29 protein-coding genes and 1 pseudogene are annotated in these 22,275 nt (G+C 57.7%); 9 read left to right on the forward strand and 21 right to left on the reverse strand.

Translation table 11 applies throughout. The features are described from left to right. Both EKK30_RS16915 and EKK30_RS16920 read right to left on the reverse strand, forming a co-directional pair. Positions 1-208: chromate transporter (locus EKK30_RS16915; RefSeq protein WP_290986895.1), on the reverse strand; the 208-nt coding region annotated here is incomplete at its 3' end. A gap of 228 nt (positions 209-436) precedes the next feature. After that, positions 437-673 carry a hypothetical protein gene (locus EKK30_RS16920; protein ID WP_290986768.1) on the reverse strand — a complete coding sequence of 79 codons (237 nt, stop codon included), beginning with the start codon at positions 671-673 and terminating at the stop codon, positions 437-439. 143 nt (positions 674-816) lie between these two features. Here EKK30_RS16920 and EKK30_RS16925 point away from each other — a divergent pair, with 143 nt between their 5' ends. Beyond that, positions 817-1,323 (forward strand): DUF4142 domain-containing protein, encoded by a 507-nt coding sequence (locus tag EKK30_RS16925; protein WP_290986769.1) that lies wholly within the window; start codon positions 817-819, stop codon positions 1,321-1,323. Positions 1,324-1,366: 43 nt separating this feature from the next. On the opposite strand, the gene EKK30_RS16930 is transcribed toward EKK30_RS16925, so the two are convergent. Continuing rightward, a complete protein-coding gene (locus tag EKK30_RS16930) occupies positions 1,367-1,627 on the reverse strand; it encodes a hypothetical protein (protein ID WP_290986772.1) in 261 nt (86 codons plus the stop codon). 140 nt (positions 1,628-1,767) lie between these two features. Between EKK30_RS16930 and EKK30_RS16935 the strand changes: the two genes are divergently transcribed. The 7 genes and pseudogenes from EKK30_RS16935 to EKK30_RS16965 form a co-directional block, all read left to right on the forward strand. Further along, positions 1,768-2,052 carry a hypothetical protein gene (locus EKK30_RS16935; RefSeq protein WP_290986774.1) on the forward strand — a complete coding sequence of 95 codons (285 nt, stop codon included), beginning with the start codon at positions 1,768-1,770 and terminating at the stop codon, positions 2,050-2,052. Between the two features lie 95 nt (positions 2,053-2,147). Next, a complete protein-coding gene (locus EKK30_RS16940) occupies positions 2,148-2,393 on the forward strand; it encodes a hypothetical protein (protein WP_290986776.1) in 246 nt (81 codons plus the stop codon). A 16-nt stretch (positions 2,394-2,409) separates the two neighbouring features. Beyond that, complete coding sequence (locus EKK30_RS16945) at positions 2,410-2,598, forward strand: hypothetical protein (protein WP_290986777.1); 189 nt, start codon at positions 2,410-2,412, stop codon at positions 2,596-2,598. 247 nt (positions 2,599-2,845) lie between these two features. Beyond that, positions 2,846-3,046: a KGG domain-containing protein gene (locus EKK30_RS16950; protein WP_290986779.1), complete on the forward strand. Its 201-nt coding sequence runs from the start codon at positions 2,846-2,848 to the stop codon at positions 3,044-3,046. A gap of 50 nt (positions 3,047-3,096) precedes the next feature. After that, entirely contained in the window at positions 3,097-3,360 is a 264-nt protein-coding gene (locus tag EKK30_RS16955; protein WP_290986780.1) for a hypothetical protein, read from the forward strand. A gap of 166 nt (positions 3,361-3,526) precedes the next feature. Next, positions 3,527-4,030: a ferritin-like domain-containing protein gene (locus tag EKK30_RS16960; RefSeq protein WP_290986781.1), complete on the forward strand. Its 504-nt coding sequence runs from the start codon at positions 3,527-3,529 to the stop codon at positions 4,028-4,030. Between the two features lie 315 nt (positions 4,031-4,345). Next, positions 4,346-6,400: pseudogene (locus EKK30_RS16965) on the forward strand (catalase); the annotation flags it as partial. Between the two features lie 844 nt (positions 6,401-7,244). Here EKK30_RS16965 and hypB read toward each other — a convergent pair. Continuing rightward, positions 7,245-7,940, reverse strand: a complete 696-nt coding sequence (gene hypB / locus EKK30_RS16970) for a hydrogenase nickel incorporation protein HypB (RefSeq protein ID WP_366927364.1) — start codon at positions 7,938-7,940, stop codon at positions 7,245-7,247. A gap of 33 nt (positions 7,941-7,973) precedes the next feature. Between hypB and EKK30_RS18190 the strand changes: the two genes are divergently transcribed. After that, positions 7,974-8,192 carry a hypothetical protein gene (locus tag EKK30_RS18190; RefSeq protein ID WP_366927366.1) on the forward strand — a complete coding sequence of 73 codons (219 nt, stop codon included), beginning with the start codon at positions 7,974-7,976 and terminating at the stop codon, positions 8,190-8,192. Here EKK30_RS18190 and EKK30_RS16975 read toward each other — a convergent pair. The 17 genes from EKK30_RS16975 to EKK30_RS17055 all read right to left on the reverse strand — a co-directional run bounded on the left by EKK30_RS16975 (position 8,189) and on the right by EKK30_RS17055 (position 22,020). Beyond that, a complete protein-coding gene (locus EKK30_RS16975) occupies positions 8,189-8,527 on the reverse strand; it encodes a hydrogenase maturation nickel metallochaperone HypA (protein WP_290986785.1) in 339 nt (112 codons plus the stop codon). The two genes, EKK30_RS18190 and EKK30_RS16975, sit on opposite strands and share 4 nt — an antisense overlap. 60 nt (positions 8,528-8,587) lie before the next feature. Then, positions 8,588-9,193, reverse strand: coding sequence for a HupE/UreJ family protein (locus EKK30_RS16980; protein ID WP_290986786.1), 606 nt, complete (start codon positions 9,191-9,193; stop codon positions 8,588-8,590). A gap of 32 nt (positions 9,194-9,225) precedes the next feature. Next, on the reverse strand, positions 9,226-10,296 hold the full coding sequence (hypE, locus tag EKK30_RS16985; RefSeq protein ID WP_290986787.1) for a hydrogenase expression/formation protein HypE: 1,071 nt from the start codon (positions 10,294-10,296) through the stop codon (positions 9,226-9,228). Further along, positions 10,293-11,423, reverse strand: coding sequence for a hydrogenase formation protein HypD (hypD, locus tag EKK30_RS16990; RefSeq protein ID WP_290986788.1), 1,131 nt, complete (start codon positions 11,421-11,423; stop codon positions 10,293-10,295). Before hypD ends, hypE begins: the two co-directional genes overlap by 4 nt. A gap of 33 nt (positions 11,424-11,456) precedes the next feature. Further along, positions 11,457-11,738 (reverse strand): HypC/HybG/HupF family hydrogenase formation chaperone, encoded by a 282-nt coding sequence (locus tag EKK30_RS16995; protein ID WP_290986789.1) that lies wholly within the window; start codon positions 11,736-11,738, stop codon positions 11,457-11,459. Beyond that, positions 11,708-14,164, reverse strand: coding sequence for a carbamoyltransferase HypF (gene hypF, locus EKK30_RS17000; protein WP_290986790.1), 2,457 nt, complete (start codon positions 14,162-14,164; stop codon positions 11,708-11,710). The genes EKK30_RS16995 and hypF overlap by 31 nt, the downstream gene beginning before the upstream one ends. Next, positions 14,161-15,348: an NHL repeat-containing protein gene (locus EKK30_RS17005; protein ID WP_290986792.1), complete on the reverse strand. Its 1,188-nt coding sequence runs from the start codon at positions 15,346-15,348 to the stop codon at positions 14,161-14,163. The genes hypF and EKK30_RS17005 overlap by 4 nt, the downstream gene beginning before the upstream one ends. Positions 15,349-15,350: 2 nt before the next feature. After that, positions 15,351-16,223 (reverse strand): NifU family protein, encoded by an 873-nt coding sequence (locus tag EKK30_RS17010; RefSeq protein ID WP_290986794.1) that lies wholly within the window; start codon positions 16,221-16,223, stop codon positions 15,351-15,353. A 5-nt stretch (positions 16,224-16,228) separates the two neighbouring features. Further along, positions 16,229-16,456, reverse strand: coding sequence for a hypothetical protein (locus EKK30_RS17015; RefSeq protein WP_290986795.1), 228 nt, complete (start codon positions 16,454-16,456; stop codon positions 16,229-16,231). Positions 16,457-16,463: 7 nt separating this feature from the next. Next, positions 16,464-16,673 carry a hypothetical protein gene (locus tag EKK30_RS17020; protein ID WP_290986797.1) on the reverse strand — a complete coding sequence of 70 codons (210 nt, stop codon included), beginning with the start codon at positions 16,671-16,673 and terminating at the stop codon, positions 16,464-16,466. 32 nt (positions 16,674-16,705) lie between these two features. After that, positions 16,706-17,716, reverse strand: coding sequence for a hypothetical protein (locus EKK30_RS17025; RefSeq protein WP_290986799.1), 1,011 nt, complete (start codon positions 17,714-17,716; stop codon positions 16,706-16,708). A 95-nt stretch (positions 17,717-17,811) separates the two neighbouring features. Then, a complete protein-coding gene (locus tag EKK30_RS17030; protein ID WP_290986800.1) occupies positions 17,812-18,150 on the reverse strand; it encodes a hypothetical protein in 339 nt (112 codons plus the stop codon). Further along, positions 18,147-18,638, reverse strand: a complete 492-nt coding sequence (locus tag EKK30_RS17035; protein WP_290986801.1) for a hydrogenase maturation protease — start codon at positions 18,636-18,638, stop codon at positions 18,147-18,149. Before EKK30_RS17035 ends, EKK30_RS17030 begins: the two co-directional genes overlap by 4 nt. 1 nt (position 18,639) lies before the next feature. Next, positions 18,640-18,969 (reverse strand): hypothetical protein, encoded by a 330-nt coding sequence (locus EKK30_RS17040; protein WP_290986802.1) that lies wholly within the window; start codon positions 18,967-18,969, stop codon positions 18,640-18,642. Between the two features lie 27 nt (positions 18,970-18,996). Further along, positions 18,997-19,314 (reverse strand): hypothetical protein, encoded by a 318-nt coding sequence (locus EKK30_RS17045; RefSeq protein WP_290986804.1) that lies wholly within the window; start codon positions 19,312-19,314, stop codon positions 18,997-18,999. Positions 19,315-19,408: 94 nt separating this feature from the next. Next, positions 19,409-21,007: a nickel-dependent hydrogenase large subunit gene (locus EKK30_RS17050; protein ID WP_290986806.1), complete on the reverse strand. Its 1,599-nt coding sequence runs from the start codon at positions 21,005-21,007 to the stop codon at positions 19,409-19,411. A gap of 50 nt (positions 21,008-21,057) precedes the next feature. Continuing rightward, positions 21,058-22,020 (reverse strand): hydrogenase, encoded by a 963-nt coding sequence (locus tag EKK30_RS17055; RefSeq protein ID WP_290986807.1) that lies wholly within the window; start codon positions 22,018-22,020, stop codon positions 21,058-21,060. Between the last annotated feature and the right edge of the window lie 255 nt (positions 22,021-22,275).

A 22,275-nucleotide genomic window follows, 5' to 3' on the forward strand; every position in this document is an offset into this window, starting at 1 on the left:
TCGATGCCGGACCGGGAAGAAACTGGCAGAGAGCGACCAGATCAGCATAGCTTTCTTCGTCGATCCAGCGCCGCCGCAGCACCAGTTCATTGCGATAGTAGCCGAGATGCGCGATAGGCCCTCCAAAAGACGAGAGGCCGAGCTTCAGAAAGACGCGAAACACCTCGAGCGAGCTTCCACGATGATCGCCCGTTCCCGCTCCGCGCACAGCCGGATCATCGTTACCTTTGCTTTCGATAGTCAAATCCGCGGCGTCCCCAGGCGCAAGTTGCGCCAGCTATACACGCCACCCTAAGGGCTTCCAATCCCTCGCCTCTAGAGTTTGGCAGCCCTACTGCGGACACAAATAAGCAGACGCCTTTGCTTGGCCGGTTCGGGGAGGCCGTTCTTGGCTGATCATGCGACAAGAACCGAATGCAGACGGCGACGAAGCTGATCAGTCCTTCTTCTTCCCAGTGAGCTTGGACGGATCGATATTATGGACCTGGCTGCTCGGGTCTGTTCCCCGCTTTGCCGGCTGGTCTCCAGGCAGGATCGGCTTATCGCCTTCCGCGGGATTGCCGGGATGCGGTGTGCCGCTGCCCGACGTCTGCTGGCTCTGTCCCGTCCGATTGACGTCCTCGGCCAGCGCTGCGCCCGTCAACGGCAACACAAACGCTAAAATGGCGGCCATGAGGGTTGGGACGGTTCTTGTCTCGAGCGTTGCCATGCCGATTGAACGAAAAGCGGCACAATAAGTTGCGCTGTTCCATGCGCAGCGAGGAACTATCGCGTCTCACGAGTGGTTGCCCGATCAATCAATGATGGAGAATTCTCATGAGAAGTTTGCTCATAGTTCTGTCGCTGTTTTTCGCCCTGCCGGTGTTCGCGGATGACGTGCCGCCAGCCACGAAAACATTCATCGACAAGGTGGCTGTCGCGAACAAATTTGAAATCGACACAAGCCAGCTCGCCTTGAAGTATGGTCAGGCTGCGGACGTGAAATCTTTCGCTCAGCAGATGATCACCGATCACACAACGGCTGGCCAGGATTTCAGGGCAGCACTAGCGGAAGCGAAGATCGAACCACCTTCCGACTCGCTAGACGTGACGCACACGGCGAAATACGCAAAGCTTCGTGTCTTCACGACCGAGAAGGGGTTTGACACTGCATACGTTGACGAGCAGCTTTCTGCTCACCAAGAGGCGGTCACTCTTTTCAAGGACTACTCCGCCAATGGGCCGACACCTGCGCTCAAGGCGTTCGCCACCAAAACTCTTCCCGTGCTCGAACATCATCTTATGATGGTCGAGAGCCTTCGTAAGCAAGTGCCGAAGTCGTAAGAGAAGAAACGCCTTCGGCTGATATTCAGGCGTAGGCGTTTCCTTATGCAGTGACTTCATCGGCGGCGGTCAGCAACCAGCTATTCAGCATTTGCGACAAGCCAATGTGTTCGTGCAGCCCGACGTCTTGCGCATTGAGCACCCCCAACGTTATGGCCCTGTCTTCACCGACCGTGGCGTAAACCATGCCGCGAATATCCCCGTTTCGGGCCTTCCTCAAAAGCTCTTCCAGATTGTTGACGAGACGATCCTGCTCTTCCGTCAAGTTTGGGCGCATGCCCTGGAGTACGACGAGTTCAGCCATTATGGGTCTTTCCCGTGGTTTCGATCACGGATGAAACCCGAGGCTCGAACAAACAGTTCCGAGGAGCTGTTGGCGCGAAACCGCGGAACACCCCCATAGCTGGAGAGTTGGTCTTACATAACCACAAAGGAGATATGAGCGTGAAAACATTGATATCGACCGCTGCCGCAATCGCACTATTTGCTGCTCCGGCGTTCGCGGCCGACACCAACACTAATCCCAACTCAACGGGCGGAAAGCCGTCGGCAAGCTCGAACCCTTCGACGGATTCCGCGGCGAAGAATGAGAAGGCCTACAATTCTACGGGAAACAGCGGGTCGTCCACCGGCGCCTCAGGCGCATCGGACCAGCAGATGCCAGGCGCGTCGGACAGCACCAAACCTGACAGCAGCCTTTCGACGAATGGCAACAAGATGAAGCAATAATCTTCCTGATGGCGGGTCGCCGGACACCTTCGGCGACCTTGCCACTGACCGTGAAACACGTGTGGACGATCAACTGCAGGAGCGTGGAAGAGCGCATGACTGAGCGAAGCCACACTGCTGCGGCGCGACGCAAGAAGGGCTCAGGGCTAGGCGGCTTTATTGTACTCGTCATCATCGTAGGCGCGGCAGTGTTCGGTTATCACGCGGTCGAAGATGAGATGAAGACTAAGCCATTCCTCGGAGCCAGCGTTGACTCCGTTTCAGATACCAAAAATGCGGGCGGTTCACTTTACACCGCGCCGTCTCGCAACCCGGGGCCAAGAAATGACACCGCTGAATAATCCACAAGCACGAACAATGGTTTTTTATATTTCCGCCTTCGTCGTCACTCTTGCGGCCGCTGGATCCTTAGCGGCATATTTCGGAACCCACTTTGCCAAGCCGCCGACAGTGGTGGGAGATCCGGTCAAAAGGATCGGCACCGGCGACGCGCCATCGCAAAATCCCGTGGTGCTAGACGGCGTGACCAAAGAGAGCAATCGATGAAATCAGCGAATTGCTCCATTCCTTCCATTATGCGGGTTGCTGGCTTCGGCGAGATAAACCTCCGTTAGAACCAACTTCGCGTTGTGCAGAGCTCCATTCGCGCGGCGAGGCGAGTTCAGCCAAACGCCACCTCAGTTTCGGTCCGCGGTCGTTAGACGCTCACCGTGAAAATTAATCTTGCGCAACCGCAACTCTCACTGCGTTTCGGAGTCGTTGGATTGTTCCGTTTAGCACAGAGGAGAGTCCAATGGCCGGAAATAACTTCAAAGACGATCCGCAAAAGGCTTCGGAGGCCGGCAAAAAAGGTGGCCAGCACTCGCACGGCAGCCAGCAGGATCAAAGTCATGAGCATGGCGGTCAGCAAGGCGGGTCGTCGTCGTCCGAACAGCGCGGAGGCTCTCGCGAGCAGCACGCGGAAGCTGGAAAGCAAAGTCATAAGAACCGGTAATACGCCTCGGGGTGGTTTATTCCGAACCACCCCTCCTTGTCTGAGCGGAAATGAGCAAACTTCCTGATGACGCCACCAAGGCGTACCTCTTTGCCAATACCGAAGAACCAGTGAAGGCTATCTCGCGCGACAGGGAGGGGGCGAATTTGCCTCTTCTTCGTGGTCAGTGGGTGCGCGAAGGTGAGGTGACGGTCGGTGTGCAAGAGCCTTTGCAGGTGGACATAGATCCCGAGCCCGTTCTTCGCGGTTTGCGATCCGACGGATATTTCATTTGGCCGGCCAGATCTATCGAGCCGTTCGGTACAAGCCAGTGAGATTGTGAGGGCTTGTTAGTCCGTGATGGATCAACACCGCGCCAGCTTCATTTTTTCCATGGTGCTCGGTCTTCGACTGCGGGCCAACGAAGGGGAACAGAAACCGGCCGGTGCGGTTGATCCTTCATACCCACAGAGCAAGCGGTTTCAGAAAAAGGAGGACCAAATGGGCCTGTTTTCAAAGGACATTAAAACTTTCGACGATCTCTTCGTTCATACCCTTCGCGACATCTACTACGCAGAAAATCAGATACTGAAGGCGTTGCCGACGATGATCGACAGAGCAACGGACCCGACACTCAAGCAAGGGTTCGAGAAACACTTCAAGGAGACTCAAGGCCAAGTTCAGCGCCTTGAAAAGGTGTTTCAGCTGCATGGCGTCGAGGTCTCGGGTGTAACCTGTCCTGCAATCGATGGCATCATCGAAGAAGCTAACGAAGTGGCGGGAGAGGTCGCCGACAAGAATGTGCTTGACGCTGCACTGATCGCGGCAAGCCAAGCAGTCGAGCATTACGAGATTACGCGGTACGGCACGCTGGTTGCCTGGGCTGAGCTTCTTGGACGCAAGGACTGCGCCGCCCTGCTGCGTCAAAACCTCGAAGAGGAAAAGGCAACGGATGAGAAACTAACCTCATTGGCCGAGCGCAGCCTCAATCGAAAAGCAGCTTAGTCCGAGTAGATGATACTGTAGATTGAGTAGATCAATTAAGGGCGGCGCAAACTGCGTCGCCCTTTTTCATGCCTTTTCAAGATATCCAATTTTGACATCGCGGCGGCCCACCGCGCATCGGATTGCGCACCTCTCGGAACGGATCACCGACGGAACCGTTGCGCCCTTTGGAGCGACGTTTCGAAATTGCCACGTTCTTTGGAGGCGCAGATGGCGACAGCAAGAAAAAACAATTCATCACGTGGCACTGCTTCGAAGGGACCGTTCAATCCTCTAGGTCCTTCCAATCCGACAAGCAGCTTCGAAACTGACACCGGCCATGGAGGCGAGGTTCATCAGCAGTCCACGGACACCGATGTGCATCTCACGACCCAGCAGGGCATTCCAGTCGCCGACGATCAGAACTCTCTGAAAGCTGGCACGCGTGGCCCGACGCTTCTCGAGGACTTTCATTTTCGAGAGAAGATATTTCATTTCGACCACGAGCGGATTCCGGAGCGTGTCGTTCATGCTCGAGGCTACGGAGCGCACGGTTACTTCGAACTAACCAAGTCGCTGGCGGATGTCACGCGAGCGGATATCTTCCAAAGAGTGGGAGAGAAGACGGAAGCTTTCGTGCGCTTCTCAACGGTCGCCGGGAGCAAGGGCTCTTTCGATCTTGCGCGCGACGTTCGCGGCTTTGCCGTGAAGCTTTATACCAAACAGGGGAACTGGGATCTCGTTGGAAACAACATTCCTGTATTCTTCATTCAAGACGCAATTAAATTTCCCGATATCATTCATGCAGTGAAGCCCGAGCCTGATCGCGGTTTCCCGCAAGCCCAATCTGCACACGATACCTTCTGGGATTTTATTTCGCTCACGCCAGAGAGCATGCATATGATCATGTGGGTCATGTCAGACAGGGCGATTCCGCGATCATTCCGGTTCATGGAGGGATTCGGTGTCCACACGTTCCGCTTCCTCGATACGAACGGCCGTTCCACGTTCGTGAAGTTTCATTGGAAGCCGAAGCTCGGCATGCAATCCGTCATGTGGAACGAGGCCGTGAAGATCAACGGCGCCGACCCAGACTTCCATCGTCGCGACCTGTGGGATGCCATCACCAGCGGCAACTTTCCCGAATGGGAGCTTGGCGTGCAGCTATTCGACGAGACTTTCGCCGAGAAGTTCGAATTCGACGTTCTAGACCCCACCAAACTCATTCCCGAGGAAGTGCTACCCGTCCAAGTCGTTGGCCGCCTGGTTCTGGACCGGGTTGTCGATAATTTCTTTGCAGAAACCGAGCAGGTGGCGTTCTGCACGCAGAACATTCCGCCAGGAATTGATTTCAGCAACGATCCGCTTCTTCAGGGGCGCAATTTTTCCTACCTCGACACTCAGTTGAAGCGCTTGGGGAGCCCGAATTTCACTCACATACCTATCAACGCGCCGCGCTGTCCGTTCGCGCACTTTCAGCAGGATGGTCACATGGCGATGCACAATCCAAAAGGGCGCGCCAACTACGAACCAAATAGCTTGGGTGCAGAAGGCGGACCACGGGAAACGCCGGAACTCGGATTCCGCAGTTTCGCGGAACCTATCACCGGGACCAAAGAGCGTCTTCGCCCCGATAGCTTTGCAGATCACTATAGCCAGGCGCGCATGTTCTTTCGTAGCCAAACAGCGCCGGAACAAAAGCATATCGTCGACGCGCTCGTCTTTGAGCTTAGCAAGGTGGAGCACCCGCACATTCGTGAACGGATGGTGGCCCATCTTCTAACTCTTGACGCAGCGCTCGGCGAAAAGGTGGGAGAAGGGCTCGGCATGGAGCTTCCCGATCCAGCGGTGCCAGCTAAGAAGCCGATCGATGTCAAAACCTCTGACGCCTTGAGCATTATTGCGCGCGGGCCTGAAAGCTTCGAGGGGCGCAAGCTGGGGATCCTCGCGACGTCAGGTGCGGATGCGAAGATTTTCAATGCACTTGTGAAAGCAGTCGAGAAAGCGGGAGCGGTCTATGAGATCATCGCGCCGAAGATCTCTGGGGTGACGCTGTCTGACGGAACAGCAGTGACGGCGAAGCAAAAGATCGACGGCGGGCCGTCGGTTCTTTACGACGCCGTCGCGATCCTGGTTGGCGTGGATGAACTTGGTGCTTTGCTCAAGGATGCGCCCACGCAAGACTTCGTTCGTGATGCATACGCCCATTGCAAATTCATAGCTTTTACAGCAGAGACAAAACCGTTGTTCGAGAAGTGCGGCTTTACGGAAGAAGATTTTGATGATGGTTGCTTCGAGCTCGGATCAGCAACAAACGTCAAGCAATTCCTAGAGGCTTGCGCCAAGCTCCGCGTGTGGGATCGCGAGTTGAAGGTGGACCTTGATGCATGAGCAAACGCGCTCAATAACTTGATCTTCCATTTGACGTGTCAAGATAAGATGCGAGTTCATCAGCTAGGGCTGGCGAGCTTCCCATGTTGGCATCGCGTTGCCGGGCACTTGCTTCAGCCCGTATGATCGGTTGGTGCCGTCAGCAGGGACGCACGTGGCACCCGGCCAAATGCGGACGTCGTCAAGCCCTGAAAAATTGAAATAAATCGTGTGTTGCGACCGCGGCACGTCTATGTTCGAATTGCGGCTAACGAAAGGGCCGACCAACGGGGGTTCTCTCGTCGATCAAAAATTTGGGTAGCGTCGCTAAGCTCTCAGCCAATGGGTTGATCAGCTGGTTGCGGAGCTATGTTCCTTGACGCGAGTGGGGCGAGGTAAATGAGCGTACAGCAGCACGCAAGCAGTACAAAGCATTTGCACGAGGAAGGTTTCATCACTCTCGGCGTTATCGGCTTTGTCTTCGCCACCGGTCTAATGGGCTGGTGCTTATTTGGCCATCAAAGACCAAACATGCCACGCGCTGAGATCATTCAGGATATTGGCTCGCCACGATAGAGGCGCCCTAATCCGGAACTCCGGATATGGAGCCGTAAATTTGCTCCATATGATCACTGGAGGAAGCTCGCGGTCAGGTAGCGTTTCGCGGCTTTCGATATGCGCAGCACGGAAAGATGTCCGGACAATCCAGTCGCGTCCGAGAATTTTGGGCCAACGCTCGTAATACTCCCCGGCGCGGCGTTCCGTATTGCCTAGGGCTGCTGATTGGGATCGGGCACTCCAAACTCCCCACGTTCGCGGCGAACCGAACCCTCGATCATCCGATGGAAATTAGAACTGATGCCTCTTAACTCCGCGAGTCGGCGGTCTCTGCACGAGCTATTTCCTGATTGCGTTTGACTGCTTCATTTTGCGCGCGAAGCCATGCGTACCATAGGTCAAGACCTTCACCCGTACGGGCCGACAGGCAGATGATCGTCGCTCGCGTATTTACAGCCCCAAGGTTCGCAATCGCTTTTTTGAGGTCGAATTCCAGGTGAGGCAGCAGGTCGATCTTGTTCAGTAATACGACGTCAGCTGCGCGAAACATGTGAGGATACTTCAGCGGTTTGTCCTCGCCCTCGGTCACCGAGAGAATTGCAATTTTTGATCGCTCCCCAAGGTCGAAGAGAGCAGGGCAGACGAGATTGCCGACGTTCTCGATCAGCACGACCGAACCGAAAGTTGGACGAAGTTCTTCAATGCCGCGGGCGACCATATCGGCCTCGAGATGGCATCCCGTACCGGTATTGATCTGAACGCAGGGCGCGCCTGCAGAACGAATACGCTCTCCGTCGGCGGACGTCGCCTGATCGCCCTCAAGAACAAAAAGATCGTTCCTCGATTTCAAATCCAGGATCGTCCGTTCCAATAACGTCGTCTTGCCCGACCCTGGCGAGCTTACGATGTTGAGCGCGAGAATCTCTCTTCCCGCAAACCAGGCACGATTGACGTCCGCGAGCCTGTCATTCTTCTCCAACACCCGCGCCTCGAGTTCGACGATCGAAGCCGAACTGGACCTGTGTTTTGGATGCTCATGCGTGTGGTCGTGGGGGTGATCATGGTCGTGATCGTGGTCGTGATGATCGTGCCCATGGCTGTGCCCCTTCCCATCGGAATGGACATGCTCATGATGGTGATCGTGATGATGAATATGAGCGGGCGTGTCGTCGCGCAGCGGGCTTGTTTTTCCCGTTTCCAGATTGGTCAGCGTCGTTTTGGCTCCGGTGCTGCAACCGCATGTGGTGCACATTAGGCCGCCTCCTCCAATTCCATCGATTTGATATTGAGCTCTTCGCCGCCGATCAGGTCGACTTCGCGACTGCCGCAAGGGCACGGCGAATAGAGCGAGGGCGCGACAAACTCCGAGCCGCACGAACGACAGCGCCCGCGCCCCTCTACTGCACGAATATCGAGGCGGGCACCGTCCACCGGCGTTTCAGCGGAAATCACACCGAAGCAGAAGGCGATGGCGTCAGCCATAACGCCGGAAAGCGCTCCAACTTCGAGTGTAACGGCACGAACGCGGCGGCCCCGGGCAGCTTCGGATACGATTGCCACGATATTTCGCGTGATGCTGAGTTCGTGCATTGCCAGCCACTCCTGTTTGACGGCGCAGCTACGGATTTAGGCTGCGCCGCCCTTCGAAACTCAGGTAGCGAGCCACCCCGCGAGAATAGACACGCCAGCGATAGCTCCGGCCGTGCCCGCACATCTCTTCAGGATCGTCGCGGGAGTTTCTCCAAGTCGGTCGAGGCTCAGCCCGAGAGCGATACCGGTTATGTGGAGAAGCGCGGTCGCGCAAACGAAACCCGCGGCATAAGGAAGAAAGCTGATGCCCAGACCGATCCCCTCTGAGCCGTGCGCGTGGCCGTGAAAGACAGCAAAGATGCCTACGAGCGCCATCGCGGCAATCGTTGGCAGCCTGACGCCGAGAGCAATGGCCAATCCCATGGCGACAACGGAAATGCCGATACCTTCTTCGACCATGGGCAACGGCCAGCCGCAATAGCCGAGCGCACCGCCAAAGATCATCGTGCCGACGAAGGCCGAAGGGACAAGCCAGATTGCAGCGCCGCCGAGGTTCACGGCAAACAAGCCTACGGCAACCATGGCCAGCACATGATCAATGCCGCTCAGCGGATGCATGAAGCCGCGGCTGAAAGTATCGACGGGTCCCACCCCGACGTGTGCGAACGCAGGTCCGGCGGTCATAAGGATCATGGCGCCTGCGAGCAGTGGCAATTTCCTTAGCATGGCATTTCTCCCGATAGAGGTTTCTTTAGACATCAACAAATTCTTGGAAGCTGCTCGCCGACCAGCATGTCGACGATGCGCACGCCGCCGAATACCGTGCGCATCGTGACACGACCGGGCTCCCCTCGACCCACTTCACCGATGATCTCAGCATCCTGTCCCAATGGGTCGGAACGCAGAGCCCGAAGTGCGGCATCGGCCTCCTCGGGCGGAACGACCGCAACGAGCTTGCCTTCATTGGCGATATAAAGCGGGTCTAGTCCCAGGATCTCACAAAATCCCTTCACCTCAGGCCGTATCGGTGTGTGCTCCTCGTCGACTGAGATTGAGACACCAGACGCATCAGCAATCTCGTTCAGCACAGTTGCGATGCCGCCGCGCGTCGCGTCGCGGATCGCGCGGGTGTTTGGCGCAGCTTTGAGAAGGTCTGCAATCAAACCATGAAGCGATGCGCAATCACTCACGATTGGGCTATCGAGCGCCATGTCCCCTCGGGCGCCTAGGATAGCGGCCCCGTGATCGCCAAGAAGGCCGTTGACGAGGACGACGTCGCCGGGCCTTGCACGATCGACGCCGAGGGAGATGCATTCGGCGATAACGCCTATGCCGGTCGTCGTCAGGAATACCTTATCGCAGGCACCTTTATGGACGACCTTCGTATCGCCGGTGACGATCCTAACGCCGGCGGCTCGCGCCGTCTCGGCCATCGAGCGGGCAATTTTTCGCAGAAGATCGACGGAAACGCCTTCCTCGATGATGGCCGCGCAGGAGATGTAGAGCGGCTTGGCGCCGCCAACCGCCAGATCATTGATGGTGCCGCAGATCGCAAGCTTTCCGATGTCACCGCCAGGAAAGAAGAGCGGGTCCACGACGAACGCATCGGTCGTGAAGGCGATGCGGTCTCCAAGCTTGGTCAAGCTAAGAAGGTCTATACGCGCTTGGTCTTCAAGTGCGCTGGCGCCTTCGCCGTCGAACACCGAAATGAATACATCATCGATGAGGTCTTTCATCGCCTTGCCGCCACCGCCATGTGCCAGCGTGACGTTCGGTACTGAGACGGTGCCCAGCCTTCGCTTTGCCCGGCTGATCGGGATGACGTTCATGATGCCACCGCCTGTTTTTTGATTCCGCCATATTGGTAGTAAGCAGCACAGGCACCTTCGGAAGATACCATCAGCGCGCCGAGCGGCGTCTCGGGCGTGCATGCGGTGCCGAAAACTTGGCATTGCCAGGGCTTGATCAATCCCTTCAGGACGCCACCACATTGGCACGCGTGTGGATCGGCGACTTTCAGATGGGGCATGGCGAATTTTCGTTCGGCATCGTATTGCGCATAGGCGTCGCGAATGCGCACGCCGGAGTGCTCGATGGAGCCGAGGCCTCTCCATTCAAAGAATTCGCGCAACTCGTAGACCTTGTAGACGGCATCGAGTGCTTGCGCATTTCCCTCTTCCGGAACGATGCGCGTATATTGGTTTTCGATCTCGGCGCGGCCGTCCTTGATCTGCTTCAGGACCATCCAGATCGACTGCAAAACGTCGAGCGGCTCGAATCCAGCGACGACCATCGGCCGATTGTAGTAATGGGCGACGAATTCGTAGGGGTTTGTTCCGATTACCATCGAAACGTGGCCCGGCCCGAGGAAACCGTCGATCTGCATGTCGGGATCGTCGAGGATTGCTTTAATCGTTGGCACGATCGTGATGTGATTGCAGAACACTGAAAAGTTCGTGACGCCCTCTGCCTCCGCTTGCAGGATCGTCAAAGCCGTCGAGGGCATCGTCGTTTCAAAGCCGATGCCGAAGAACACGACCTCACGATTTGGATTCTTGCGGGCTAAGGCAAGTGCGTCCATCGGCGAATAGACCATGCGGATATCGGCACCGCTGGCCTTGGCCTGCAACAGGCTCTTGCGCGAGCCAGGAACGCGCATGGCATCTCCGAAGGTTGTGCAGATAACATTCGGCTGCTCGGCGACCGCGACGCAATCGTCAATGCGCCCCATCGGCAGCACGCAAACGGGACAACCCGGTCCATGAACAAGCTCGATTTCCTTAGGCAGCATGCCTTCGATGCCGTAGCGGAAAATGGAATGCGTGTGGCCGCCACAGACCTCCATGATCGCGATGGGTCGGTCCTTAGCGATATCGATCTCGCTGACGAGCGCCGCTATTTCCTTGACCAATGATTTGGCCCTGTCGCGATCGCGAAATTCATCGACGTACTTCATCCCGACTCTCCCGGCAGTGTATTTGTTATCTTGCTATCGCAGTCCTGAAGAGCGCATCGCCTCCATCTCGGCTTGGGCTTCGCCGAGTTCGCGTAGGATTTTCAGCGTTTCGGCTGCTTCAGCCTCATCGATGCGACTCATGGCAAATCCGACGTGGATAAGGACCCAGGCGCCGACGCAGGAGCTGACCGGGTTCGCCTCGTCGACGATGCACGCGACGTTCACTTGGCGCTTGATGCCGCTGACGTCCACGGTCGCCAGTTTCTTATCCGCATCGTCAATCTTTACGATGCGTCCTGGAATGCCGAGACACATGGCGTCGATCCTCCGGCTTTCTTGTTCTTGCATTCTATGAGTTGGGCGGCTGCGATCGCCGCCTGACCGAGCGATAGTCCTCCGTCTCCCGACGGCACGTTGGCTTGGGTGAGAACTTTGAAATCCATCGATTCCAGACGGGCGGTAACCTGCTCGAGTAGAACACGGTTGTGGAAGCAGCCACCAGACAGAGCGACGGTGTCGAAGCGCGGCCCTGCTTCGCTGTCGCGCGCTACGAGCTTCTCGCACATCGCGGATATGACGCGAGCCAATCCCCGATGGAAACGTGCCGCCATGATACCGACGGGCGTTTTCAGAATGAGATCGCCAAGGATGGCGTTCCATGCTGCGAGCGGTTCTACATAGGGGAGCCGCGACCCCTTGAGGTTCGGGATGGTGAATGGGTAAGCGAGCGCTTCATCTTCATTCCAAAGCGCCTCACGATCGACGGCGGCTTCGAGCATGGCGGCCGCTTCCCCCTCGTAGCCTTGCCGTTCGAAGCACAGGCCCATAGCTGCGGCGGCAGCGTCGAACAAACGCCCGCAAGACGAGGCTTTCGGTGAATTGACGCCGGCCTGCAGCATAGATTCGATTATCTCACGCGGCTTACTTTCGAGCAGATGGAAGATCTCAAGATCCGCAAAGTTCATCGCCAAGAACGACCAGCCCATTTCGGCCGTTAGATGAGCGTAGAGATTGCGCCAAGGCTCGCGCGAGGCCGCGTCGCCTCCGATCATAGCAACGGGCTTGAACGTCCCCAGGCGTTCAAAGTGCCGATAGTCCGCAAGCAAAAATTCGCCGCCCCAGATTCCCCCGTCCGCACCGTAGCCGAGGCCGTCGAGCGAGATGCCGAGCACGCGACCGCCATCTAACGGCCAACCGTTCTCAACGAGGCAGCTTGCGACGTGAGCGTGATGGTGTTGAACCTCGATGAGCGGCACGCCGAGACTGCGGCACATGCTTTCTGCGTGGCTCTTGCTGCTATATCCGGGATGGCGATCGCAGACGATGGCAGTCGGCGCCACGTCGGTCATGTCCCGGTAAAGGTTTATCGACCTGGTGTAATCATCAAACGTCCGCGCGTCGACTAGGTCGCCGATGTGCTGGGACAAAACTGCGCTTCCGGATTTGACGATGCAGAATGTGTTTTTCAAATCCCCGCCGGCGGCGAAGAGTTCAGGCGCTTGCTCGAAGCCTCGTGGCAGCCCGATGGCGGCCGGCGCGTAACCCCGCGAACGACGCAGAACTCTCGTCTTCCCCGCGGAATTCTGAACAACGGAGTCATCCACTCGGTTCAGTATGTCCCTGTCATGGGCAAGAACGTACGTCGCAATGCCTGAGAGCTCTTCTTGAGCGGCGACATCGTCGATCACTTGCGGGGCATCGGAACAGTTTCCAGAGGTCATCACGACCGGGCGAGACATGCGCCGAAGGAGAAGCGCATGCAACGGCGTGTTGGGAAGCATGAATCCGAGCGTGCGTAGCCCGGGCGCGATGACCTCCGGAAGGGGCGCGCTGCCAGACGCGTCCAACAAGACGATTGGTGCACAAGCACTCTTTAGAACCGCTTCATCTTCAGCCGTTACGGTCACATAGCGTCTGATAACCTCGAGGTCGCGCGCCATGAGCGCAAACGGCTTGCGGTCGCGATGTTTCCGTTCCCGGAGGCTCTCTACCGCGTCGACGCGCGTGGCGTCGCAGGCGAGCTGATAGCCGCCTAGCCCCTTGATGGCGACAATCTCTCCCTTCTGGATAAGTCCCAAAGCAGCGTCGACCTCATCGAGCATTGAGGCTTGGTCGAAGTTGAATGGCTTACCGTCAAAACGGAAGAGGCGGGCTTTCGGGCCACAAACATGGCATGCAGTTGCTTCAGCGTGGAACCTGCGGTCCCGGGGATCGCCGTATTCGGCTGCGCAATCGGAACAGAGATCAAAGGCTGCCATACTCGTCGTCAGCCGATCGTAAGGGACGGACCGAACGATAGAGAGTCGTGGACCGCAATTGGTGCACGTCGTGAAAGGGTATCGGTAACGGCGCGAAAATGGATCGAAGATTTCCCGCTCACAATCCGCGCAGAGTGCGGCGTCAGGCGCAATCTCGGTGTTGCTCCTGCCTAACGTGCTTTCCGCGATTTCGAAGGTAGCGGGCAATTCCCCCAAGAAGCGCTGATGCTCGACGGATTGGATCGAAGCAAGCGATGGCGCGCCCATCCGAATTTGGCGGAGAAGCGCTTCGATGGCTGGGTGTTCACCACGTACGCGAATAAGAACTCCCTCAGCGTCGTTGCGTACGTATCCCGAGAGTCCAATTTCGCGTGCGGTTCTCCAGACGAACGGACGGAAGCCCACGCCTTGCACGCGGCCACGTACTCGAATCTCGACGCTCTCGACTGCTGATCCTACATCGATACGGGGGGCGATGTTCATGATGCAGCGTTCCAAAGAAGAACGCGGTTGTTGCCGCTGTCGGCGACGATCAGCGTTCGGCCGCAAGCCGCGATTCCGTAAGGCCAACACAGACTATCGCGCCGGGCAGAGCGCCACCTGTTATCGCCTTTGTCCGAAAATGCCGGCTGGCCGCCCAGGTAGCCGGCGCTGGCGAACATGTGAAGGTCGCCCCGTTCATGTGCGACGATGCGAGAATTCGCTGTATCCGCGATGACGATTCGGTCGCCAAGGCAAGCAACGCCGTAAGGCATGTTGAGCGTCGCCGCCGTCGGATAATAAGCGCCGATGTTATGGTCTATTCCCGAGAATGATTTTTGACCCAGCACGAACGTGCAGGGCGATCCATTTTTTGCCGGAAGCTCGTTCCAGACCATGATGCGATTATTCCCGGCGTCGGCCACAAGCAGGCGGTCATCGACGACCGTAACAGCGTGAGGCCATGTCATGCCGATGTCGGCGACCGCTCGGCCGGCATTGCCGTCGCGTGAGATAAAGTCCGTTTCTCCGAGCACCAGATCGGCCGGTGTTCCATTGCCGGTCGGGATGCGATTCCATTTCAAGACGCGGCGATTACCGGTATCGGCTACCCAAAGTGCGCCTTGGTCGATGGTCACGCCGTAGCACCAGTTCAACGTGTCGGCTGCGGCAGAGGCCTCACCGCGGTTTGCAAGAATGCCATCGAAATCGCGTTGGCCGATCACCACGTCTGCCGGTTGATTGGAGCGCGTGGGCATTCCAATCCAGAGCAAAACGCGGTGGTTCCAGGCATCAGCGACGGCGAGCACATCGCCACTCACGGATACGCCCGTCGGCACGTTGAGCGTCGCGGGTCCAGGGTCGCCCTTCGCGTTGCGGCCTTCACTTTCGAAATCCGGCTGGCCGATCAGCATGTCGGCCGGTGCTCCATCGTGAGCAGGCGCTTTGTTCCAGATCATCAAACGGTGATGGCCGGTATCGGAGACGAAGAGCGGACCTTCTTCGGACGCGAGCGCCGCCCCGCGCGGGCCAAACAGCGTCGACGGCGAAGGGGCAATCGGATTGACGAGGCCGTCGAGGTTCGAAGCATTCCCTAGAATGACCCTCGCGCCTTCGGATGCCAGAAATGCCGGAGCTTGGCCGTCCAAGGAAGGGCGCAGCTTTACCGGTGCAAGGGACACGCGCATGATCATCCCGCCAGCCTCACCTCAACTCGGGCTCCGATCACGCGAACGGCGTGCGGGCGAAGCTGAACGGTGGGCGCGGTCAAGCATTCGCCGGTCATGAGGTCATACTGAAAGTGATGGAATGGGCAGGTGATGATACCGTCTGCAATCTCGCCGCCGTCCAACGCCAGACCCAAATGCGCGCACGCGTTTTCGAAGCACGTCACGATCGAGCCGCGGCGAGAGAGTAGAATTCGCTCGCCCTCGATGATCTGGGACGTCACACCGCCTTCCGGAATTTCGGAGAGACGCGCCGCGTAGTGCCAAGTCCCGCCCGAGACGTTTGCAAATGGACTGACGAATCGCAGACTTCCGGCCTCGGCGTTCCCGTTCGCCGAGGACTTAACCTGCAGGATCTCAGTTATTTCCGGGCAGGCGTCTTCAACAGCCTTCTTAACGCCGGCGTGAAACGTCAGCGCCGAGGCGGGACAGCCGTCGCAAGAGCCGACGAAGCGAACTTCAATCGACGGCGGCGCGACGCTGATCAATTCGACGTCGCCACCGTGAGAGGCGAGCATCGGTCGAATGCTTTCAAGCGCCGATTCAACGCGCTCCGTGAGGCTCGGCTTGATGATGTTGTGGCGGCGTAAGACGCTGTAGACGACATCGTCGGCAACTGCCGTCTTCATTGCCTTAAGGGCCGCAGGATCCCGCTTTAACGCGGTCACGAGACGGCGGAGCGCTTCGGCATTCAAAGCTTCGATGGCACGGCCATAGGCAGTCGCGGCGGCACGTGGAGCTTCATCCCAGCCTTCGAAGATCATCTCCAAACGCTCGATATCACCGACGAAGTCGACGATACCGCTTTTGATCTCGACGGCCTCGACTGCTGCCATGACAATTACCGATATCTAAGATCGCGAAAGAGACGCGGCTGCAGCGCGCCGCCCAGGAAGCCCGCAACTGCCGCTGATGCCCAATAGGGAAGGCCGGCCACTCTCGCCGCCAGGACGAAGCAGAGCGCAGCGAAGATAATTCCGATTGCAAGTTGCATGTAGGCTCGCGTGGGCTCAGCAAAAAGCTGGCCACGGAAGAAGAGCCCAATCGCATTTCGAACCATCTCAAACATTCTGGTCTTACCCAATGAAAGCGGAAACGATGATGCCGATGAGAACGCCTGCTGTTCCAGCGACGACGCCGTAGAACGAGCCCATGTAAGCCGCCAGTTCGGTTCCAAGAGCCTTGCCGCCCGTCAGCACGCCGCCAAAAGCGCCGCCGGCGAGCGATGAGACGAATCCGACGACGAGAGCGAGAACGGCGGCTTCTATCGGGATATTTCCAATCATTGATCTCGTCTCCTTCGCGTACTTCTTATTGGTCAGTCGGCTTCGAGCATCTGTCGCTGAGATACGCTGGGCGTCGCATAGGCGAGCATCTCGCGATCGATCTGATCGAGCGCCTCGGCGACGATCCGGGCTTTGCCGTGCTCGCCTGCGGCGACAAATATTTCTCTAGCCTCAAGGTACAAATTCCGCGCGGCCGAGACGTTTTGACGATTGCCTGATGTTGGGTCGCCGGCGTCATCTGGAAGATTCCAGAGGCAGTTGGCTTTGTTGGATATCGTGTTGGCGTATTCGAGCGGCGTTGATTTACGATCTCGAACCTTCAGTGCTTCATCGTAGGCTTCGATGGCGCGAAGATTGTTCTCCAAGACGTGGCTGGAGGACGCGTATTGGAGTGCGTTTCCGAGATTGTTCTGAAGCATCGCATATTCGGAAGGGTGATCGATCAAGCTTACGACCCTCAAGCCTTCTTCGAATGCTTGTACGGCGAGCGCCTCGCGCATTTTCGAGCGTTCGTCGGTGAATGGGATTGAAAGAAAAGCCGCCGCGAGGTTGTTTTGTAGGATCGCATATTCTTTCGGAAACGCCACACGATCGAAGGTCCGGAGAGACCTCTGATAAGCGGAAATGGCGTCGGTGATCCGAGACTTTCCCTGGCCTGCGAGACTTTGCAAAACGAGACCGAGATTCATTTCGGCTTCTGCAAGCTCTTCCGCGGTTCCCTGCTCCCGAATGGCAGGAATCGCTGATTGCAACTCATCCCGCGCGCGTTCCAGTGATTCCGAGCCGTTCTCGGGCAAAGACTGAAGCGCGGTCGCCTTTCGCGCGCCGATGCGTGCATTCAGCAGCACATGCGTAGGCGGACAAATTTCTTGGGCTTTACTGTAGAGTTCGACGGCTGCTGCAAGGTCATCGGTGGATTGCGGCCTGATCTGGAGACCGAGTGCGATTTCCATCAGCATCTCGGCACGCTCTTCAGGCGCGGCGGCATCGGCATCCGCTGCAGCCAAGGCGGCCCGCACCTGCTCTTGCGCACCGATCGCCACGCACATCCTCCCAACCGTTTCGGCTCTTGCGAGCTCTTGATTACGGCTATGCCGCTTGGAACATCACTATTCTGCGTGCGGTCAGGAGCGTCTATTCACATTTCAGTTTGCAAACCTAGTTGGCAGCCGAACGCTTGGCCTGCGATGAGTGCTGCGCGATCCTTGTCCCATGCTGCCAGCAGCGTAATTTCAACGGAGTCTTCGATGCCGTTGTCGCGGAAGAAATCAGCGGCGGTGACGACACGGCCGCCCGCGCTCGTGCTTACTTTGATGATGTAACCCCCAGCGGCGCGGTTCAGCACCGGGAGCATGACCAGATCGTCGCCGTCGCGAAGAAGAACGACGGTGTCGAGAGAGTTGAAAAAGCGCTCGTAAATCTCGCGACTAAAGTGAAGGGCACCGCGGCGAATGACAAGTACTGCGGTCCCGGTCATGCGTCACCGACAGCGTCCGAGGGCGCGAAGGAAGCCAGTCGCGCCGCGACGCGATCCGCAACGATTGCCGCCGCGGCGTCGATTTCGGGCGAAAGACCGATCCCAAGGCTGAGATCGCCCGCCTCGATCAAGAAGACGGTCACATCGGCGGGAAACTGATCGCGGTAGAGCTTCCGCCCGGCAAAAAGCGCATGGTCCCAGCGAAAATCGTGAAGATTGAGCGACGGGGAGTGCTGCGATTCGAGGTGTTCGCCCGGAACTTCAAAAATTGATCCAGGCTCGGAAGCCGTTCTCGAGCTGTCGACAATAATAAGCGCGTCACAGCCGCGCGCCGCGTACATCACGCTCATTCCGTCGGTGCCCGCATCGAGGAGACGAACGTCCGCCCGGGTGCGAATATCGTCGCGGCGGCGGAGCAAGCGAATAACCTCGATGCCTACGGCATCATCCTTCCTGTTGGCGTTACCGCAACCAATCACCGCGATCATGTCAAATCCGCCAGAGCCGGCACGACCATTCGGGCTCAACCGGGCAATCGAGCTCCGGCAGCTCGCAATATTTGCGGTGTACGAGATAGTACATGCAGGTTTCGCACGGTTGATCGATGCCGCCGTGCTCAATCGTGTGATCCGTAAACCCGGCGATCACGAGCTTGGCCTTGAGGTCGTCGCCGGCAGATCTCAGCCGCATGATGATAGCCTGCACCTCATCATGGGTATCGGCACGGGGAAAGACCTCGGTTTCAAGGCCCGAACGGAGAAGCGATCGGATTTCTTCCCGCCGCTGCTCGTCGTTCGTCGTTTCGAGAGTTATCGCCACGGCACCACCTCGGTTATCTCTCTGCTCTCAGATCCTCCACAACCGGCACCACCAGTCCGGCTCGACGGGGACCGAAAGCTCCGGCAGGTCGCACCATTTCCGATGCACGAGATAATACATGCACTCGAGGCATCGCTGCTGGTCGGGTCCATAGGGATGATTGACGAAGCCGCTGATTACGAGCTTCGACTTTAGATCTTCCGAATCAAGATGACGAAGTTCGGTCAGAATCGCGCCGAACTCCTTCTCGGTTTCCGGAAACGGTTCTGTTTGCGTCTCGAGACCTGCCGCCATCATGTCGGAAATGGTTTTAAGCACAGCCTCGTCTTTTCCGTTCGCGCTCATTCTTCCACCTTGATGCCAGACGCGCGCCGTCCCCGACGTACCAGACGAAAGGCTCCCCTCTCTGACCGGTACTTCGGAAGTACGCCACGCCTTATCAGGCTGTACGGAAGCGAGCGAGCTGCTCCCCGGATTTCGCATCATATGCATGCACCGTGCAAACGAGACAGCTATCGTATGATCGGCAGACATGCCCGACCTCGACCGGATCGTGCGGATCGGTTATCGGCGTCCCGATCAGGGCTTCCTCGATGGGCCCGCGGATCCCGTCCCCCGTTCGTGGACCGACATTCCAAGTGGTCGGTGCGATGATTTGATAATTCTTGATCTTGCCGCCCTGCACGTCGATCCAGTGGCAAAGTGCCCCGCGCGCCGCTTCAGTGGCGCCCCAGCCGCGGCCGTCCTTTTCGGTCGGCTTGATGTACCACTGATCCTTAAGTTTTAATTCGCGCAGGATGCGCTCCGCTTCACGATAGAGCTTCACCGCTTCGTGCATGCGTGCGAAATGGCGAAGCACGATGCTGGCTCCACCCATCTTCTGGTACATGTCAAGCACAAGCGGGTCGTAATGCTGCCAGCTCTCGCCATGCTTGCCGCCGGCGATCAACTGTCGCGACAGCGGGCCAGCTTCGAGACGGCCGTCCTGAAGGTGCATGACGGCCGAGGCCCACGAGTACTTGCCATCGTGGTCGATGACATTTTTCTGTACCGGCTTCGTGGTGCGGTCGAAAGGATGAACCGGCTGCGGTTCGTCATACCAAGCGTGGCGCAGATCCTCGCGCGTATACTGCTGATCCATCAGCTTATGTGTGTTTGTTGCGCCGTCAAACACACCGCTCTTCATGATGACCGCAGCGTTGCGGCCTTCGATCGTTGGCTTGTTGTAGCGATCTTCGTGCGGCAGATATCCCCACGAGATGTATTTGTGGTGGCCGCGCCCGTATTTGTCGAGGCCAATGTCCATCGACATGCGCCAGAATAGACCGAGATCGGAGTTCGCGTGCTCCGGGCGCTCATCGAGCCAAGCCATAAAATCGTCGTAGGAACGGATCTGCTCGTAACGCTCGAGCGTGCAGCCCAACCAGATTGGTTCAAGCCAATTGCGGCGGAAATGCTCGAGGATCGACCAGGCACGGGTCACGTCCGTCAACGTCGGTGCGCACATGACGCCGCCGGGGACCATGTAGCTCGAATGCGGCCACTGGCCGCCAAGCAGCGCATAAATTTCTACCGGCCGCCCCGATATTGTGACGCCGACCTCATAATTCTTGCCTGTGAATGGCGCCCAGCGCTTTACCGCTTCCTCAAAGAACGGCGACTTTGAATAATTCTTGTTGGTGTAGTCGATCATGAAGAGGCCGTAGTGGTGGCGTGGCTGGCTCTGGATCGTTTCCACGATTTGCCCGAGATTGCGGGCGAGGATGGCGTTCCTCGGCACCTCAGTTTTCCAAGCCGTATCGAGCGCCCAAGCGGCACACGAAAGATGGGAAGCGCCACAGATACCGCAGGCGCGCGGCGTAACCACGAGCCCCGCTTGCGGGTCCTTGTCGCGTAGGATGACTTCAAAACCGCGGAATAATTCGGCGTTGGTCCAGGCATTGACGACAACGCCGTCCTGGATATCGACGCGAACGTCAAGGTCGCCCTCGACTCGTCCGACCGGCGAAATGTCCAGGGTTTGAACTGCTGCTGACATTGATTGACTCGCTCCCTACGAGGATCTGATCGAAATGTTTATTGGTTGGATCAAACGACGAAGATGTCTTCTTCGGCCCATTTCGGAGACGCCGCCTTCGCGGCCGCAGTCAGCTTCACGTAGCCGGTCTTGTCGACGCCTAGCGGCATGTCTCTCGGGACGCCCATCACTGTCTGGGTTTTAAAGACGGTGCCGGGCGCGAGGTCATAAAAGGGGAATTCCGGCTCGGTGCAGCCCATGCATGGCATACCAGCGCGGGTCTTGGACGATTGGCGATTCCAGAGAATGCGGTTGCACGGCGAATGCGTCATCGGTCCGCGGCAGCCAAGGTCGTAGAACAGGCATCCCTTGCGCTGACCGAATTCCGTTGCGGAAACCTTGTAGGCGAAGTGCATGTTCCGAGTGCAGCCTGTTTGCGTAAAGCTCTGAAAGAACGTTTTCGGCCGCTGGAATTCATCGAGCGTGAGATCGCCGCCACGGCCGGTGGCAACGGCGACGACGATCTGCGTGATCCAGTCTGGATGGGCCGGGCAGCCTGGGATGTTGATGACGGGAAGCCCGGCTTTCGATTTGTAATCTTTACCGAGAAAGCCGCCGTGTCCGCGCTTCAAAAATTGCAGGCCAACGCTCTCAGATGGGTTCGGCGCTGTCGCCGGAATGCCGCCCCACGTGGCGCAATCTCCGACGGCGACGGTGAAGGAAGCGACATTGGCAAGCTCGCGTACCCAATCCATCATCGGGCGCCCGGCGAAGCGGTTCCATTCTCCGGTTCCGTTCGGAGCTTTGACGACGCTTCCTTCGAAAACAAAGATGTCGAGAGGCACCTGCCCGCTCACGAGCGCGCGCATCAGCTTCTGGAGATTTTCTCCGAGCTCCATTCCGAGAGACGGATGCCAGAGAACATTGATGCCGAAATCAGTGACGAGATCGCACGCACTCGGCTCCTCGGCATTGAGAAACGACATCGTATTGCCAGAACATGCGCCGCCCTGGAGCCACAAAAGATTGGCCATTTAATCCTCCCCTGAGCCCGGCGATTGAATTCGCCTTCATCGTTAAGGGGAGCAAGAAGCAGGCCAGTCCAAAAAAAATTTTGAATGCCTCGCGATTTCAAAATCTTCCCGCGCTGCGTCGGAAGAATCTCGCGAGCCGAGAGCGTGAACGACGCTGTAAAGTATCTAAGCAGCCGCAAACTTGCTTTGCTAAACCGCGCGCCAAGTCAGCCTTGGCGGCTGCCGCATGTGGGGCACGCAACTTCAAGCAAGTAG

The organism is Hyphomicrobium sp., assembly GCF_003987855.1.
Classification (GTDB): Bacteria; Pseudomonadota; Alphaproteobacteria; order Rhizobiales; family Hyphomicrobiaceae; genus Hyphomicrobium_B.

Bases quoted from the DNA above. Each gene is read 5' to 3' on its own strand.
- EKK30_RS16920 (WP_290986768.1), bottom strand. From the start codon at position 673: ATGGCCGCCATTTTAGCGTTTGTGTTGCCGTTGACGGGCGCAGCGCTG.
- EKK30_RS16925 (WP_290986769.1), top strand. From the start codon at position 817: ATGAGAAGTTTGCTCATAGTTCTGTCGCTGTTTTTCGCCCTGCCGGTG.
- EKK30_RS16930 (WP_290986772.1), bottom strand. From the start codon at position 1,627: ATGGCTGAACTCGTCGTACTCCAGGGCATGCGCCCAAACTTGACGGAA.
- EKK30_RS16940 (WP_290986776.1), top strand. From the start codon at position 2,148: ATGACTGAGCGAAGCCACACTGCTGCGGCGCGACGCAAGAAGGGCTCA.
- EKK30_RS16945 (WP_290986777.1), top strand. From the start codon at position 2,410: ATGGTTTTTTATATTTCCGCCTTCGTCGTCACTCTTGCGGCCGCTGGA.
- EKK30_RS16950 (WP_290986779.1), top strand. From the start codon at position 2,846: ATGGCCGGAAATAACTTCAAAGACGATCCGCAAAAGGCTTCGGAGGCC.
- EKK30_RS16955 (WP_290986780.1), top strand. From the start codon at position 3,097: ATGAGCAAACTTCCTGATGACGCCACCAAGGCGTACCTCTTTGCCAAT.
- EKK30_RS16960 (WP_290986781.1), top strand. From the start codon at position 3,527: ATGGGCCTGTTTTCAAAGGACATTAAAACTTTCGACGATCTCTTCGTT.
- EKK30_RS18190 (WP_366927366.1), top strand. From the start codon at position 7,974: ATGCGTGTGGTCGTGGGGGTGATCATGGTCGTGATCGTGGTCGTGATG.
- EKK30_RS16975 (WP_290986785.1), bottom strand. From the start codon at position 8,527: ATGCACGAACTCAGCATCACGCGAAATATCGTGGCAATCGTATCCGAA.
- EKK30_RS16980 (WP_290986786.1), bottom strand. From the start codon at position 9,193: ATGCTAAGGAAATTGCCACTGCTCGCAGGCGCCATGATCCTTATGACC.
- hypE (WP_290986787.1), bottom strand. From the start codon at position 10,296: ATGAACGTCATCCCGATCAGCCGGGCAAAGCGAAGGCTGGGCACCGTC.
- hypD (WP_290986788.1), bottom strand. From the start codon at position 11,423: ATGAAGTACGTCGATGAATTTCGCGATCGCGACAGGGCCAAATCATTG.
- EKK30_RS16995 (WP_290986789.1), bottom strand. From the start codon at position 11,738: ATGTGTCTCGGCATTCCAGGACGCATCGTAAAGATTGACGATGCGGAT.
- hypF (WP_290986790.1), bottom strand. From the start codon at position 14,164: ATGAACATCGCCCCCCGTATCGATGTAGGATCAGCAGTCGAGAGCGTC.
- EKK30_RS17005 (WP_290986792.1), bottom strand. From the start codon at position 15,348: ATGCGCGTGTCCCTTGCACCGGTAAAGCTGCGCCCTTCCTTGGACGGC.
- EKK30_RS17010 (WP_290986794.1), bottom strand. From the start codon at position 16,223: ATGGCAGCAGTCGAGGCCGTCGAGATCAAAAGCGGTATCGTCGACTTC.
- EKK30_RS17015 (WP_290986795.1), bottom strand. From the start codon at position 16,456: ATGTTTGAGATGGTTCGAAATGCGATTGGGCTCTTCTTCCGTGGCCAG.
- EKK30_RS17020 (WP_290986797.1), bottom strand. From the start codon at position 16,673: ATGATTGGAAATATCCCGATAGAAGCCGCCGTTCTCGCTCTCGTCGTC.
- EKK30_RS17030 (WP_290986800.1), bottom strand. From the start codon at position 18,150: ATGACCGGGACCGCAGTACTTGTCATTCGCCGCGGTGCCCTTCACTTT.
- EKK30_RS17035 (WP_290986801.1), bottom strand. From the start codon at position 18,638: ATGATCGCGGTGATTGGTTGCGGTAACGCCAACAGGAAGGATGATGCC.
- EKK30_RS17045 (WP_290986804.1), bottom strand. From the start codon at position 19,314: ATGAGCGCGAACGGAAAAGACGAGGCTGTGCTTAAAACCATTTCCGAC.
- EKK30_RS17050 (WP_290986806.1), bottom strand. From the start codon at position 21,007: ATGTCAGCAGCAGTTCAAACCCTGGACATTTCGCCGGTCGGACGAGTC.
- EKK30_RS17055 (WP_290986807.1), bottom strand. From the start codon at position 22,020: ATGGCCAATCTTTTGTGGCTCCAGGGCGGCGCATGTTCTGGCAATACG.